This is a genomic window from Burkholderia sp. YIM B11467, from assembly GCF_052952715.1.
In genome coordinates, this window is the sequence record NZ_JBQVSQ010000008.1 from 136,304 (window position 1) to 150,306 (window position 14,003).

Here is a 14,003-nt window from a genome sequence, read left to right on the forward strand (position 1 = left end):
GCGTTTGAGGCGATCGACCGGGGAGTTTTTCACAGAGTTGTCCACAGGCCGCCGCGATCCGGCCCCGCAGGCTGCGTCGGCCGGTCGCGCTTGCCGCGTCCGCCTGCGGCGCGCTAGAGTGCCGCCTTCCGCAGACCCCGCGGCATGCGCCGCCCAACGGAGAATCCGCCTTGACGAATCCGTCCCACGCCGCGGCGCACCACGCGCCGCGCCCGGCCCGATGAGCGCGCCCGGCGGCCCGCTCGCCCGGCTCGAAGCGCGCCTGACACGCGAATGGCAGCGGCGCGGCGCGCTCGCGTGGGCGCTCACGCCGTTCGCGTGCGTGTTCGGCCTGTGCGCGGCGCTGCGGCGCACCGCGTATGCGCAGGGCTGGAAAAAGCCGGTCGACGTCGGCGTGCCCGTCGTCGTGGTCGGCAACGTGACCGTCGGCGGCACCGGCAAGACACCGACCGTGATCGCGCTCGTCGACGCGTTGCGGGCAGCCGGCTTCACGCCGGGTGTCGTGTCGCGCGGCTACGGCGCGAACGTGACGGCGCCGACCGCCGTCACGCCCGCGTCGCGCGCGAGCGCGGCCGGCGACGAACCGCTGCTGATCGCGCGCCGCACCGGCGCGCCCGTCTGGGTGTGCCCCGACCGCGTCGCGGCCGCGCAGGCGCTGCGCGCCGCGCATCCGGACGTCGACGTGATCGTCAGCGACGACGGCCTCCAGCACTACCGCCTCGCACGCACGGTCGAGCTCGTCGTGTTCGACCACCGGCTCGGCGGCAACGGCTTCCTGCTGCCGGCCGGGCCGCTGCGCGAGCCGCTGTCGCGGCACCGCGACGCGACGCTCGTCAACGACCCGTACAGCGGCACGCTGCCGCCGTGGCCCGACACCTATTCGCTCGCGCTCACGCCGGGCGCCGCGTGGCACCTCGACCAGCCCGCGCTGCGCCGCCCGCTGTCGCAGTTCGCGCACGAACGCGTGCTCGCGGCGGCCGGCATCGGTGCGCCGGAACGCTTCTTCGCGACGCTGCGCGCGGCCGGTCTCGCGCCGGCAACCCGTGCGCTGCCCGACCACTACGCGTTCGCCGACAATCCGTTCGTCGACGACGCCGTCGACGCGATCCTGATCACCGAGAAGGATGCAGTAAAATTGGGCGCTTCCTGGCGCGACGCTCGACTGTGGGTGGTCCCCGTCGAAGCCGCGCTCGACCCTCGCCTCATTGCCCTCGTTGTGGAGAAACTCCGTGGACGCTCGCCTGCTTGAAATCCTTGTGTGCCCTATCTGCAAAGGCCCGCTCCACTATGACCGTGCCGCGCAGGAGCTGATCTGCAACGCGGACAAGCTCGCGTACCCGATCCGCGACGGCATCCCCGTGATGCTCGTCGACGAAGCGCGCCAGACCGTCGAAGGCACGCCGGTCGACCCGGCCGGCCGCTAAGCCGCCCGACGACGCCCCGGCCGCGACCCATCCGCGGCCGGCTCGCCGAACCCCGCCGGGCGCCGGCTCCCGACGCGCCGCCCGCCCCGACCTTCTCACCGCTCCCCCGATGACTCACCCGCAACCCTTCATCGCCGTCATTCCCGCCCGACTCGCGTCGACGCGGCTCCCGAACAAGCCGCTCGCCGATCTCGGCGGCAAGCCGATGGTCGTGCGCGTCGCCGAGCGCGCGCGCGAAGCGGGCGCGCAGCAGGTGCTGGTCGCGTCCGACGCGCAGAGTGTGCTCGACGCGGCGCGCGATCACGGCTTCGAAGCGGTGCTGACGCGCGCCGACCATCCGTCCGGCACCGACCGGCTCGCGGAAGTCGCGGCGACGTTCGGGTGGAGCGACGACACCGTCGTCGTCAACGTACAGGGCGACGAGCCGCTGATCGACCCCGTGCTGGTGCGCGACGTAGCGTCGCACCTCGCCGCGCATCCGGCGTGCGCGATCGCGACCGCCGCCCACCCGATTCACGCCGCGGCCGACGTGTTCAACCCGAACGTCGTGAAGGTCGCGCTCGACGCGCAGAGCGTCGCGCTGTACTTCTCGCGCGCGCCGATTCCGTGGAGCCGCGACGCCTATCAGCCGCACTGGCCCGACGTCGCGGCCATGCCGGCCCCTGCGTTTCCGGTCTACCGGCACATCGGCCTCTATGCGTATCGCGCGCGTTTCCTGCGCACGTATCCGACGCTCGCGCAGGCACCGATCGAACAGGCCGAGCAGCTCGAACAGCTGCGCGCGATCTGGCATGGCGAGCGCATCGCAGTGCTGATCACCGAGCAAGCGCCCGAAGCCGGAATCGACACGCCGGCCGATCTCGCGCGCGTGCAGGCCCTTTTTCAGCCGGGTTCAAAATAACCCGTGGCATAATCAGGCGATTGTGCGAGCCGTCCGTGACCAGCGCGTTCTCGCTTGACCCCGCCCGCGGCCCTGCCGGCAGCCGCGCGTCGCCGAAGCCGACGCGCCGCATCAGACCAGCCCGCCGCGCGCCAGGCAAGCCCCGCGCACACTGTCGCCGACGCCTTCGAAGCTCGCCACACGAATCTACATACTTGGAGATATCACCATGCGTTTGATCCTGTTGGGTGCACCCGGCGCGGGAAAGGGCACCCAGGCAAACTTCATCAAGGAAAAGTTCGGCATCCCGCAAATCTCGACGGGCGACATGCTGCGCGCGGCCGTGAAGGCCGGCACGCCGCTCGGCATCGAAGCGAAGCGCTTCATGGATGAAGGCAAGCTCGTGACGGATGACCTGATCATCGGCCTCGTCAAGGAGCGCCTGAAGGAATCCGATTGCGCGAACGGCTACCTGTTCGACGGCTTCCCGCGCACGATCGCGCAGGCTGACGCGATGAAGGAAGCCGGCGTCGCGATCGACTACGTGCTCGAGATCGACGTCCCGTTCTCGGAAATCATCGAGCGCATGAGCGGCCGCCGCACGCACCCGGCATCGGGCCGCACGTACCACGTCAAGTTCAACCCGCCGAAGGTCGAGGGCCACGACGACGTGACGGGCGAACCGCTGATCCAGCGCGACGACGACAAGGAAGAAACCGTCAAGAAGCGTCTCGAAGTGTACGAAGCGCAGACCAAGCCGCTGATCAAGTACTACGGCGACTGGGCGCAGCGCGGCGAGGAAAACGGCCTGAAGGCCCCGCAGTATCGCAAGATCTCGGGCCTCGGCAGCGTCGAGGAAATCCGCGAGCGCGCGTTTGACGCGCTGAAGTAAGTAGCGCATCGCGCATCCGCAAGCCGCCCTTTCCGGGCGGCTTTTTTTTCGGCCGCGCGACGGCGCCCCGTACAATCGGTCGAACGGGTACGCCCGGCATCGAAACCACCGCTTTGCATGGGACCTCCCTGAGCGCTAAAGCGCCAAGGGCGGTCGACGCTTTGCATGGGACCTCCCTAAGCGCTAAAGCGCTAAAGCGCTAAAGGCGGTCGACGCTTTGCATGGGACCTCCCTAAGCGCTAAAGCGCTAAGGGCGGTCGACGCTTTGCATGGGACCTCCCTAAGCGCTAAAGCGCTAAGGGCGGTCGACAAAGGAGGCAGTCATGGAGATTCGCGGCAACGTCTTTCTGATCACGGGTGGTGCATCGGGCCTCGGCGCCGGAACGGCCCGGATGCTCGCGCAGGCAGGCGGCAAGGTCGTGCTCGCCGACCTGAACGAGGCGGCGGGCGTCGCGCTCGCGACCGAGCTGAGCGGTGAGTTCGTGCGCTGCGACGTCTCGAGCGAGGCCGACGCGCAGGCGGCCGTCGACGCGGCGACGCGTGCGGGCACGCTGCGCGGCCTCGTGAACTGCGCGGGCATCGCGCCCGCCGCGAAAACGGTCGGCAAGGACGGCGCGCATCCGCTCGACGTGTTCGCGAAAACGATCAACGTGAACCTCGTTGGCACGTTCAACATGATTCGGCTCGCGGCCGCCGCGATGGCGGCAACCGCGCCGACGGCGGAAGGCGAGCGCGGCGTGATCGTCAGCACCGCGTCGGTCGCCGCCTTCGACGGACAGATCGGCCAGGCCGCATACGCGGCCTCGAAGGCCGGTGTCGCGGGCATGACGCTGCCGATCGCACGCGACCTGTCGCGCAGCGGCATCCGCGTGATGACGATCGCGCCCGGCCTGTTCGAGACGCCGATGCTGCTCGGCATGCCGCAGGACGTGCAGGACGCGCTCGGCGCGATGGTGCCGTTCCCGCCGCGGCTCGGCAAACCGGCCGAATACGCGATGCTGGTGCGGCAGATCGTCGAGAATCCGATGCTCAACGGCGAGGTGATCCGCCTCGACGGCGCGATCCGGATGCAGCCGAAGTAAGCGCCGATGAAAAAACGCCCGCGATGCGGGCGTTTTTGATTCGAGGCTTCGACAATCGCGCGCCGGCTCAATCCTCGCCGTCGCGCTGCATCCGCTGCCGCAGTTCGGTGACCTGCGACTCGACGACGGTCGCGTCGTCCGCATCCGGCCGCTCGCCGAGATACTGCTCGAGATCCTCGAGCGCGGGGCGCAGGTAGTCGAGCCGCGCATACGCGAAACCGCGATCGCGCACCTCGTCGAGCTGCTCGGGCAACAGGATCACGAGGCGCTGCTGCACCGCGAGCAGCCGCTGCCAGCGTTCCGTCTGCAGATAGATCGTCTTCAGGTTGCGCAGCATCCGCGCGATGATCTCGCGGCTCGTCGCGGGCTGCAGCAGCGCGCGCAACGCGCTGTCGACCGCACCGGCCGCGCGCGCGACGTACGGCTCGAGCATCTCGACCATCTCGGCTTCGGACAGCGAATGGCCATTGGTCGGATCAATGATCAGGTCGCCGTCCGGCAGCGTGACGCGCAGCAGGAAATGACCGGGGAACGACACGCCGCGCGCCGGCACGCCGATCTGTTCGGCGAGCTCCAGATACAGCACCGACAGCGAGATCGGAATCCCGCGCCGCCGCTTCAGCACCGCGTTCAGGTGGCTGTTATCGGGGTCGTAGTAGTCGTTGTGATTGCACGCGAAGCCCAGTTCGCGGAAGAAGAAGTCGTTCAGCGCGGCGACACGGCCCTTCAGGTCCGCATCGTCGGCGAGCCGCCGGCTCAGCCGCGCTGCCAGCATGTCGAGTTCGGCCAGCGTGCCCTGCAGGTCGAGGTCGGGATACGCGTCCTGCGCCAGCGACAGCGCGGTTTCCGTGACGGGCAGGCTGTCGTCGTCCGCCACGAGCGTGCTGAAGTAGTCGAGGACGCGGGTCATAGCGGTCGTCACTTGGCGCGCCTTCTGAAATAAGCGTATTTGAAGCCCATCACCCACAACATACCGAAATATAGTGCAGCGAACAGCACGAGGCACGCGGCCATCAGCGCGATGCGATCGAGCGGCTGCGCGCGCATCCCGGTCCAGTCGAAGGCGATCGAGAACCAGTGCATCAGGCCCGCGAGCACGAGCGTCGCGCCGATCAGCTGCACGAAGAAGCGCAGCCAGCCCGGCGACGGCTGGTAGATGCCGCGCTTGCGCAGCCCGATGAACAGCAGCAGCGAGTTCAGGCACGCGCCGACGCCGATGCTCAACGTGAGGCCCGCGTGGCCGATCAGCGGCACGAACACATAGTTCGAGATCTGCGTGACGATCAGCACGCCGATCGCGATCTTCACGGGCGTCTTGATGTCCTGCTTCGCATAGAAGCCCGGCGCGAGGATCTTGATCAGGATGATGCCGACGAGGCCGATCCCGTAGGTCGCGAGCGCGCGTGCGACCATCGTGACGGTATGCGCGTCGAACTTGCCGTAGTTGAACAGGGTTGCGGTGAGCGGCGTCGCGAAGAAGAACAGCGCGAGCGCGCTCGGTGCCGCGAGCAGGAACGTGACGCGCAGCCCCCAGTCGAGCAGCGCCGAATACTCGTGCGAATCGGCGTCGACGTGCGCCTTCGACAGGCTCGGCAGCAGGATCGTGCCAAGCGCGACGCCGAGCAGCGCCGTCGGAAATTCCATCAGGCGGTCGGCGTAGTTGATCCACGACACGGCGCCCTGCCCGAGCCGCGACGCGATGTTGGTGTTGATGATCAGCGACAGCTGCGCGACCGACACCGCGAACGTCGCGGGCACCATCTTCGCGAGCACGCGCTTCACGCCGGGGTGACGCAGCGCGCGCAGCGGGTTCAGGCCGATCAGCGGCACCATGTCGATCTTCTTCAGGCCCGGCAGCTGCACGAGGAACTGCAGCACGCCGCCGACGATGACGGCCCACGCAAGCGCGTACACCGGCACCTTCAGGTGCGGCGCGACGAACACGGCCGCGGCGATGAACGCGACGTTGAGCAGCACCGGCGCGAACGCGGGCAGCGAGAAGCTCTTGTACGTGTTCAGCACGCCGGACGCGAGCGTCGTCAGCGAAATGAACACGATGTACGGGAACATGATCCGCGTCATCGTGACCGCGAGCGGGAACGCCTGCCCGTCGGTGTGCAGGCCGGACGCGACCGCGAACACGACCCACGACGCACCGAAGATCCCGAGGACCGACAGCACGGCAAGCGCCCACGCAAGCACGGTCGACATCGCGTCGACGAGCGCCTTCGTGGCATCGTGCCCCTGCTGGTTCTTGAACTCGGCGAGGATCGGCACGAACGCCTGCGAGAACGCGCCCTCGGCGGACAGGCGGCGCAGCAGGTTCGGGATACGGAAGGCGACGTAGAACGCGTCGGTGTATTGACTGGCGCCGAACGCACGGGCGATCAGCGTCTCGCGGGCCAGTCCGGTCACGCGCGACAGCAGCGTGAAGCCGCTGACCGTCAGCAGGGCTCGGAATAGATTCATGGGGCGCTTATTATACGGACGTTGCGTGGCCCGGCACGGGCCGAAGCCGAAAAGCACGCACGCCGCCGGCGTCCCTCCCGACGGGAATCACTTCAAGCTTGCCACTCGCTTGATTTTGTTGCTATAATCGCCGGTTTCTGGGCTCGTACATGCGCGGCAACTGCCGTTTTCATGTCCCGGCCTCGGTTAAACTCACCGTTTTTTTATGCGCCCCTGGGCAATCGTTCTCAGGGGACGGATCGAAAAGCAGCGCTTGGCCGTCAGGCTCCAAGCTCTGGAAACAGGACAGGATAAGGAACCGTCATGGCTAACTCCGCACAAGCACGCAAGCGCGCCCGCCAGGCCGCGAAGGCAAACTCGCACAACTCGGCGCTGCGCTCGAAATTCCGTACCGCGATCAAGTCGGTTCGCAAGGCTGTTGAAGCCGGCGACCACGCAAAGGCTGCCGATCTGTTCAAGGCTGCCGTGAAGACGATCGACACGATCGCCGACAAGAAGATCGTTCACAAGAACAAGGCCGCTCGCAGCAAGAGCCGCCTGGCCGCAGCCGTCAAGGGCCTGCAGGCAGCAGCGTAACTCGGTGCGCCCGCCCACGCGGGCGCTCCTGTTTCCTGCGATCGCAAAAAAGCCCGCCTAGGCGGGCTTTTTTGTCGTCTGTCGTCCGGACATCTCGCCGGCCGACAACAGCCAGGGCGGGCGCAGCAGGCGCCCTCGCCCGTCGGCATCATTTCTTCGCGCTGTAATCCGGCAGTTCGCACGCCTCGGTGACGACGAGGTTGTTGTCCTTCGCGAAATTCAGCACGAAATCGAAAGCCATCGGCTCGATGTCGCGCAGCCGGGAATCGAGGATCACGCACTTCAGGTCGCCGAGCATCGTCGGGCGCACGTACAGCGAATACTTGAGACGCGCATTCGGCCCGCTCGCCCCCGGCCCGAAGCAGGCCATCACACCGGCCAGACGTTCCGACCAGTCGCTCGGGCGAAACTTTTTTCCGTCTTTCGTGATGCCCTGGATGAAAAATTCGGTCGGAGGGGTTTCAGCCATGTGGTTACCCAAGTGACGGCCCGGCGATGCCCAGGCGACGGCGCCTGGATACGCGAACACAAAGCTGGAATGAACGGCGGCACAAGCCATCCGATATCCCGAAAACGGGGCGTCGGAGCGCGCCGCCGGTGTACTGCACCGGATTTGTGCAGCGCACGGCTTGTGTCCGGCAGAGCGCGATGAGGCTTGCCTGCCGGGCTGGAGAAAACTTTCGGATTATACCGCAGCGCGCCATCGCGCGTCGTTCCGAGGCCCCGCTTCCCGTACTGCCGACGGCATGACGAGATCGCGCCCCGTTTCTCTCCGTGGCTCGTCAAAGCACAGAAAATCCTTTATGCTGCTTTGAGTTATCCACACCCGACGGCGGCGCCGTCCGGCCTCGCTGCCGGGTGAAACCCGCCGTATCTCGCTTCATGACCGCCAAAACCATTCGTCACTACCTGCAGTTCAAGGATTTCTCGCTGGAAGACTACGAGTACGTGCTCGAACGCACGGGTATCCTGAAGCGCAAGTTCAAGAACTACGAGACCTATCACCCGCTGCACGACCGCACGCTCGCGATGATCTTCGAGAAGAACTCGACGCGCACGCGCCTGTCGTTCGAAGCCGGGATCTTCCAGCTCGGCGGCCACGCCGTGTTCATGAGCACCCGCGACACGCAGCTCGGCCGCGGCGAGCCGGTCGAGGATTCCGCGCAGGTGATCTCGCGGATGGTCGACATCATCATGATCCGCACGTTCGAGCAGGAGATCATCCAGCGCTTCGCGGACAACTCCCGCGTGCCGGTGATCAACGGCCTGACCAACGAATACCACCCGTGCCAGGTGCTCGCCGACATCTTCACGTACTACGAGCACCGCGGCCCAATCGCCGGCAAGACCGTCGCGTGGGTCGGCGACGCGAACAACATGCTCTACACGTGGATCGAAGCCGCGCAGATCCTCGGCTTCAAGCTGCGCCTGTCTACGCCGCCCGGCTATGCGCTCGACATGAAGCTCGTTTCGCCCGACAGCGCGCCGTTCTACGAGGTGTGCGACGACCCGAACGAAGCGTGCAAGGGCGCCGATCTCGTGACGACCGACGTGTGGACGAGCATGGGCTTCGAGGCCGAGAACGAGGCACGCAAGCAGGCGTTCGCCGACTGGTGCGTCGATGAGGAAATGATGGGCCACGCGAACCCGGACGCGCTGTTCATGCACTGCCTGCCCGCGCACCGCGGTGAGGAAGTGACGGCCGGCGTGATCGACGGCCCGCAGAGCGTCGTGTGGGACGAAGCGGAAAACCGCCTGCACGTGCAGAAGGCGCTGATGGAGTTCCTGCTGCTCGGCCGGCTGAAGCACTGACACGCGCGGCATCGCCGCAAGCGACAAGCGCCGGCACAGCCGGCGCTTTTTATTTTCCCGCCACCCGCGCGGCAGGCGCGCTCATGGCGATGCCCCCATCAGCCCGGCGCCGGCTGCGTCGCGGCGAAGCTTGGCCGCTCGCGCATCACCGCCTGCGCACGCGTGACGTTCGGGTATTTCCGCAGCAATTCCGCCCCTTCGGGGAACATGCCCACGTACGCCAGGATCGGCGCGAGGAACAGATCCGCCATCGACAACTCGCTGCCGGCCAGGTAATCGCGACCGCCGTACACGGTGTCGAACACCTGCAGATGCTTGTCGATTTCAGGCAGCGCCGTGTCGATCACCGCGCGATCAGGCTGGCCATTCTCGCCTTTCGGGAACACGTACTGCAGCACGTAGCGGCGCACCATCGCGTCGTACGCGTAGCAGTTGATCACGCTGATCCATTGCTCGCCGCGCGCATGCGCGGTGGCGCCCCACCGGGGCAGCAGGCTCGGGCCGTCGAATGCTTCGTCGATATAGCCGAGGATCGCACGCGTTTCGTAGAACTCGATCGGACCGTCGCAGAATGCCGGGATGAGCCCGAACGGGTTATGCGCGAGCACTTCCGGCGAATGCGGCGGCAACGGCTGCAACGTGTACGCGACGCCCTTTTCCGCGAGCGCCATCCGCACGGTCCGGCAATAGCTGCTGCGCGGATCGCCGATCACGACGACGGTACCCGCGCTGCCCTCCGGGTCCAGCAGATCGTTGAGCCGGTTGAACACCGATTGCCATCCGCCCATGTGCGAATCGCGCTCGGCCTCGCTCGGAAAGCCGCTGTGACGCATGTGCAGATGCGTGCCGCCGTCCTGGTCGGTGAACGTGACCTCGATCAGCGTCTTCAGGTCGGCCGGCATCGCCCCGGCCTCCCAGGCCCACGTGTACGCCAGAAAGTCGACGCGATCGACCTTCTGGTATTCGCCGCCCGCGATGTGGCGCGAACCGTCGCGCCCACCCATCACGATGCGGTACTTGCCGCCGACCCGCGCGTCGGCGCTTGCTTCGATCACGCCCATCCCGCGCGGACAATGCCAGGTCGCCAGCGCGGTTTCGTTCGTGAACGCGTCGAAAACACGTTCGCGCGGCGCGCGGATGAACCGGTTCAATTCGAGATGAAACGTCGCTGCCTGACTCATGACTTCTCCCGCCGAGGTGGGGCGTCGTCGCCGGCCGTGCCGCCCGCGCACGATTGTTCGACGAACGCCGTCAGTCGATCGAGGCTCTCTTCCCAATATTGCCGATAGGCTTCGAGCCACCCGTGCGCATCGCGCATCCCGTCCGCACGCAACCGGCAGATTCGCCAGCGCGCATTGACTTCCCGCTCGATCAACCCGGCCTCCGACAGCACGCGAAGGTGCTTCGAAATCGCCGGCGCCGACATGTCGAACGGCCGGGCCAGTTCGCCGACGGGCGCCGCGCCCTCGGCCAGCCGCACCAGGATCGCGCGCCGGGTAGGGTCGGCCAGCGCGGCGAACACCGCGGACAGGGGATCGGATGTGGAGTGCATGATCTCATTTAACTTCAAGGTTAAATGAGAGTCAAGGGGATGATGGGTGTGGCGGCGCGGATGGACGGGAGCGGGACGAAACGACGCGCGCATCGCCGCCGGGCGGTGCGGCGCGATGCGGGACATGACGGCGTGCTTCGAGAAAAATGGACGGTTCGCCGTGTGGAACCGGCAACAGCCGGCACGGTTCCGTTACGCGGGTGTCCTGACCCGGCTTACAGGCAGACCGGCTCCGGCTCCAGCTCGACGCCAAATTTCGTGAACACGTCGCGCTGGATCGCCTGTGCGAGCGCGAGCACGTCGGCGCCCGTCGCGCCGCCGCGATTGACGAGCACGAGCGCCTGGCGGTCATGCACGGCCGCCGCGCCCAGCGCACGCCCCTTCCAGCCGCAGCGGTCGATCAGCCAGCCGGCGGCAAGCTTGACCTGCCCGTCCGGCTGCGGATACGACACGACCTCTGGCGCGCGGGTGCGCAACGCATCGAACTGCGCGGCATCGATCACCGGATTCTTGAAAAAACTGCCCGCGTTGCCGAGCACGAGCGGATCGGGCAGCTTCGCGCGGCGGATCGCAACGACCGCGTCGAACACGTCGCGCGGCGTCGCCGCATCGGGCGCGATACCGCGCGCGTCGAGCTCGCGCGTGACGTCCGCGTAGCCAAGCCGCGGCGTCCATTGCCTGGGCAGCCGGAACGTCACGGACACGATCGCGTACCGGCCGCGCCCTTCCCGCTTGAAGAAACTGTCGCGATAGCCGAACGCACAGCGCGCGGCGTCGAAGCGCTCGCTGCGCCCCGTCGCCAGCTCGACCGCGACCAGCGAGTCGAAATACGCCTTCATCTCGAGACCGTACGCGCCGATGTTCTGGATCGGCGCGGCGCCGACGGTGCCCGGAATCAGCGCGAGGTTCTCGAGGCCGGGCATCCCGTGCTCGAGCGTCCACGCGACGAATGCGTGCCAGTTCTCGCCACCGCCGGCCTCGACGTACCACGCGTCGTCGTCCTCGCGCACGACGCGGCGGCCCGCGATCTTGTCGAGCAGCACGACACCGTCGAAATCGCGCGTGAACACGACATTGCTGCCGCCACCGAGCACGAGCCGCGGCAGGCTCGCGACGCGCGCGTCGCGATGCAGCGCCTCGAACTGCGACGCATGCGTGATGCGCGCGGCAAAGCGGGCCGTCGCGGCGATGCCGAACGTGTTGTGTGCGGCGAGCGGATGGTCGGGAAGCAGCGACAGGGCGGAATCGTCAGGGGGCATCGGCATTCGCGGTCACGTCCGCCCGAGCGGCGCATGGCCGGCCTTGGGCAAACGGAGGGGCATCGGTAAAATGGCAAACAGTCCGCAATTATAGCGAGTGCCCGCGCGCGAGCCGGGTGCCCGCATCTCAAGGGAGAAAACCATGCCATCGTTCGACGTCGTTTCCGAAGCGAACATGATCGAAGTGAAGAACGCCATCGAGCAGTCGAACAAGGAAATTTCGACGCGCTTCGACTTCAAGGGCTCCGACGCGCGCGTCGAGCAGAAGGAGCGCGAGCTGACGCTGTTCGCCGACGACGATTTCAAGCTCGGCCAGGTCAAGGACGTGCTGATCAACAAGCTGGCCAAGCGCAACGTCGACGTGCGCTTCCTCGACTATGGCAAGGTCGAGAAGATCGGCGGCGACAAGGTCAAGCAGATCGTCACCGTGAAGAAAGGCGTGACGGGCGATCTCGCGAAGAAGATCGTGCGGCTCGTGAAGGACAGCAAGATCAAGGTGCAGGCAAGCATCCAGGGCGACGCCGTGCGCGTGGCGGGCACGAAGCGCGACGACCTGCAGAACGTGATCGCGATGCTGCGCAAGGATGTGACCGATACGCCGCTCGACTTCAACAACTTCCGCGACTGATCGGCCGCCGATCCGTCATCACGCCGGGCCCCGCACACGCGGCGCGCCCGGCACGCGGCAATCGCCGCTGCGTCAGGCTTTCCCGCCGTCCTGCGCGCCGCCGTCCGCGGCCGCTTTCTTCTTGTCGCCGATCCGGCTCTCCTGCCCCGCGAGCAGCTTCGAAATATTGCCGCGGTGACGCCAGATGAGCAGCACGCTCATCGCGAGCACGGCCCACGCGACCGGGTTGTGGCCCGTGCCGAACAGGAACACGTCGAACACCGGCGCGAACACGGCCGCCGCCAGCGCGGCAAGCGACGAATAGCGGGAGAAGAACGCGACGATCAGCCAGGTCAGCGCGGTCGCGAGCCCGAGCACCGGGTGCACGGCGAGCAGCACGCCGGCCGCGGTCGCGACGCCCTTGCCGCCCTGGAAGCGGAAGAACACCGGATACAGGTGGCCGAGGAACACGGCGATCGCCACCCATGCGACCGCGACGTCGGGCAGGCCGAAGTGCCGCGCGAGCCAGACGGCGATCCAGCCCTTGAACGCGTCGCCGACGAGCGTCAGGATCGCGGCCTTCTTGTTGCCGCTGCGCAGCACGTTGGTCGCGCCGGGATTCTTCGACCCGTACGAACGCGGGTCGGCCAGGCCCATCGCCCCGCTGACGACGACGGCGAACGACACCGAACCGATCAGGTAGGCAACGAGGGCGGCGAGCAGGATCTGCATGCGGAGGACTCTTCTTTCAACGTATCGGTAAAGGGAAGGCTATGTGCGGCAAGCCGAAACGGCGCCCATTCTACCGAACGAGCACGGCCTGCCACGAAGGTGAAACCCTCAGTCGACGCTCGCGCACTGCACCGGCTGCGCGCCGAGCAGCGACGTGAGCACCGCCGGCTCGAGGCTGACGAGATAACCGCGACGCCCGCCGTTCAGGTAGATCGTCGGCAGTTCGAGGATCGTCGCCTCGACGTAGACGGGCATCGTCTTGCGCGTGCCGAACGGCGACGTGCCGCCGACGAGATAGCCCGAATGGCGGTTCGCGACGTCGGGCTTGCACGGCTCGACGCGCTTCGCGCCGATCTGCCGCGCGAGGTTCTTCGTCGACACGGTGCGGTCGCCGTGCATCAACACGATCAGCGGCTTCGCGTGTTCGTCTTCCATCACGAGCGTCTTCACGACACTGTGCTCGTCGACGCCGAGCTGGCGCGCCGATTCGCCGGTGCCGCCGTGCTCGACGTATTCGTACGGATGCTCGCCGAACGCGACGCCGTGGCGGCGCAACAGCTGGGTCGCGGGGGTTTCGGACACGTGTCTGGATTTGCTCATGGCGGCATTCTAATGGTGAACGACCGGCGCTCGCGCGATGGCGCGCCGGCGCCGGCGGTATACTCGCGGCCCGTTTTCCGCCGGGCGGCCCGCGGCATCGCCGCAACGATCCCGCTCA

16 protein-coding genes are annotated in these 14,003 nt (G+C 67.1%); 8 read left to right on the forward strand and 8 right to left on the reverse strand.

Going from position 1 to position 14,003, the window contains the following annotated elements; genetic code table 11:
* The first annotated feature begins 220 nt into the window (after window positions 1-220).
* The 5 genes from lpxK (at window position 221) to ACTRWB_RS26095 (ending at window position 4,278) form a co-directional block, all read left to right on the forward strand.
* Window positions 221-1,249: a tetraacyldisaccharide 4'-kinase gene (gene lpxK, locus ACTRWB_RS26075; RefSeq protein WP_446903547.1), complete on the forward strand. Its 1,029-nt coding sequence runs from the start codon at window positions 221-223 to the stop codon at window positions 1,247-1,249.
* Window positions 1,230-1,424 (forward strand): Trm112 family protein, encoded by a 195-nt coding sequence (locus ACTRWB_RS26080; protein WP_010090898.1) that lies wholly within the window; start codon window positions 1,230-1,232, stop codon window positions 1,422-1,424. Before lpxK ends, ACTRWB_RS26080 begins: the two co-directional genes overlap by 20 nt.
* A 109-nt stretch (window positions 1,425-1,533) precedes the next feature.
* A complete protein-coding gene (kdsB, locus tag ACTRWB_RS26085) occupies window positions 1,534-2,325 on the forward strand; it encodes a 3-deoxy-manno-octulosonate cytidylyltransferase (protein WP_048245146.1) in 792 nt (263 codons plus the stop codon).
* Window positions 2,326-2,533: 208 nt separating this feature from the next.
* A complete protein-coding gene (gene adk / locus ACTRWB_RS26090; RefSeq protein ID WP_129512812.1) occupies window positions 2,534-3,196 on the forward strand; it encodes an adenylate kinase in 663 nt (220 codons plus the stop codon).
* Window positions 3,197-3,519: 323 nt separating this feature from the next.
* The gene (locus ACTRWB_RS26095) at window positions 3,520-4,278 is read left to right on the forward strand and encodes an SDR family NAD(P)-dependent oxidoreductase (protein WP_446903548.1); all 759 of its coding nucleotides are present in this window, start codon (window positions 3,520-3,522) and stop codon (window positions 4,276-4,278) included.
* 67 nt (window positions 4,279-4,345) lie between these two features.
* Here the strand turns inward: ACTRWB_RS26095 and ACTRWB_RS26100 are convergent, their stop codons facing one another.
* Complete coding sequence (locus tag ACTRWB_RS26100; protein ID WP_129512814.1) at window positions 4,346-5,188, reverse strand: SirB1 family protein; 843 nt, start codon at window positions 5,186-5,188, stop codon at window positions 4,346-4,348.
* 8 nt (window positions 5,189-5,196) lie between these two features.
* Complete coding sequence (murJ, locus tag ACTRWB_RS26105) at window positions 5,197-6,804, reverse strand: murein biosynthesis integral membrane protein MurJ (RefSeq protein WP_412023146.1); 1,608 nt, start codon at window positions 6,802-6,804, stop codon at window positions 5,197-5,199.
* Window positions 6,805-7,050: 246 nt separating this feature from the next.
* On the opposite strand from murJ, the gene rpsT reads away from it, so the two are divergent.
* The gene (rpsT, locus tag ACTRWB_RS26110) at window positions 7,051-7,323 is read left to right on the forward strand and encodes a 30S ribosomal protein S20 (RefSeq protein ID WP_047898858.1); all 273 of its coding nucleotides are present in this window, start codon (window positions 7,051-7,053) and stop codon (window positions 7,321-7,323) included.
* 148 nt (window positions 7,324-7,471) lie between these two features.
* On the opposite strand, the gene ACTRWB_RS26115 is transcribed toward rpsT, so the two are convergent.
* Window positions 7,472-7,792, reverse strand: coding sequence for a DUF3579 domain-containing protein (locus ACTRWB_RS26115; RefSeq protein WP_048245154.1), 321 nt, complete (start codon window positions 7,790-7,792; stop codon window positions 7,472-7,474).
* A 413-nt stretch (window positions 7,793-8,205) separates the two neighbouring features.
* On the opposite strand from ACTRWB_RS26115, the gene argF reads away from it, so the two are divergent.
* Window positions 8,206-9,135 (forward strand): ornithine carbamoyltransferase, encoded by a 930-nt coding sequence (gene argF / locus ACTRWB_RS26120; protein WP_343494828.1) that lies wholly within the window; start codon window positions 8,206-8,208, stop codon window positions 9,133-9,135.
* 98 nt (window positions 9,136-9,233) lie between these two features.
* Here argF and ACTRWB_RS26125 read toward each other — a convergent pair whose 3' ends face one another.
* From ACTRWB_RS26125 to murB, 3 genes are all read right to left on the reverse strand, one after another.
* Complete coding sequence (locus ACTRWB_RS26125) at window positions 9,234-10,316, reverse strand: SRPBCC domain-containing protein (RefSeq protein ID WP_446903549.1); 1,083 nt, start codon at window positions 10,314-10,316, stop codon at window positions 9,234-9,236.
* Window positions 10,313-10,687 (reverse strand): ArsR/SmtB family transcription factor, encoded by a 375-nt coding sequence (locus tag ACTRWB_RS26130; RefSeq protein ID WP_048245161.1) that lies wholly within the window; start codon window positions 10,685-10,687, stop codon window positions 10,313-10,315. The genes ACTRWB_RS26125 and ACTRWB_RS26130 overlap by 4 nt, the downstream gene beginning before the upstream one ends.
* A 215-nt stretch (window positions 10,688-10,902) precedes the next feature.
* Window positions 10,903-11,952 (reverse strand): UDP-N-acetylmuramate dehydrogenase, encoded by a 1,050-nt coding sequence (gene murB, locus ACTRWB_RS26135; protein ID WP_446903550.1) that lies wholly within the window; start codon window positions 11,950-11,952, stop codon window positions 10,903-10,905.
* 136 nt (window positions 11,953-12,088) lie between these two features.
* Between murB and ACTRWB_RS26140 the strand changes: the two genes are divergently transcribed.
* Complete coding sequence (locus ACTRWB_RS26140) at window positions 12,089-12,574, forward strand: YajQ family cyclic di-GMP-binding protein (protein ID WP_057926110.1); 486 nt, start codon at window positions 12,089-12,091, stop codon at window positions 12,572-12,574.
* A gap of 72 nt (window positions 12,575-12,646) precedes the next feature.
* Here ACTRWB_RS26140 and plsY read toward each other — a convergent pair whose 3' ends face one another.
* Both plsY and ybaK read right to left on the reverse strand, forming a co-directional pair.
* Complete coding sequence (gene plsY / locus ACTRWB_RS26145; protein WP_048245165.1) at window positions 12,647-13,285, reverse strand: glycerol-3-phosphate 1-O-acyltransferase PlsY; 639 nt, start codon at window positions 13,283-13,285, stop codon at window positions 12,647-12,649.
* Window positions 13,286-13,393: 108 nt separating this feature from the next.
* On the reverse strand, window positions 13,394-13,885 hold the full coding sequence (ybaK, locus tag ACTRWB_RS26150) for a Cys-tRNA(Pro) deacylase (protein WP_048245167.1): 492 nt from the start codon (window positions 13,883-13,885) through the stop codon (window positions 13,394-13,396).
* Window positions 13,886-14,003 lie beyond the last annotated feature (118 nt).